At 60.9% G+C, this 417-nt stretch carries 1 protein-coding gene; it reads right to left on the reverse strand.

Translation table 11 applies throughout. The annotated features are described in order from the left end of the window. The coding region (locus AC1DF0_RS32430; RefSeq protein ID WP_477577706.1) for an ArsR/SmtB family transcription factor at positions 1 to 355 on the reverse strand (355 nt) is incomplete at its 3' end. Positions 356 to 417: the final 62 nt, after the last annotated feature.

Here is a 417-nt window from a genome sequence, read left to right on the forward strand (position 1 = left end):
GCAGTGACGAAGGCGCCGCCTGAGGTTTGGCGATAGGGCTCGTGCGTTTGAACACCTCTGGAATATCCCGAGGCGCGCTGGCCAGGGTAGCACTGGCCAGGGCTTCTATCGCGGCGCCGACTTCGGGCGCGGCAAGCCGGAAAAACCGTTTGCGCCCACGGGTTTCGACTTTCAACAGACCGCCGGTGGACAAGCGCCCCAGATGCGCACTGGCCGAAGACGGCGACAGGCCCGCCAGCAACGCCAGCTCCTCAGTGTGCCGTGCCGTGCCGTCCATCAAGGCCCACATCATTGCGCTGCGCTTTGGGTCAGCCAGCAACGTGGCAATCTGGCTGATGCAAGGTGCATGTTCCATGTATTCACTCCCTGTTGAATCGTTTCGTCTACTGCTCAGAGACATCTTGACCAGTAATGTGT

It is taken from the genome of Paenibacillus sp. 05T425 (assembly GCF_056396205.1).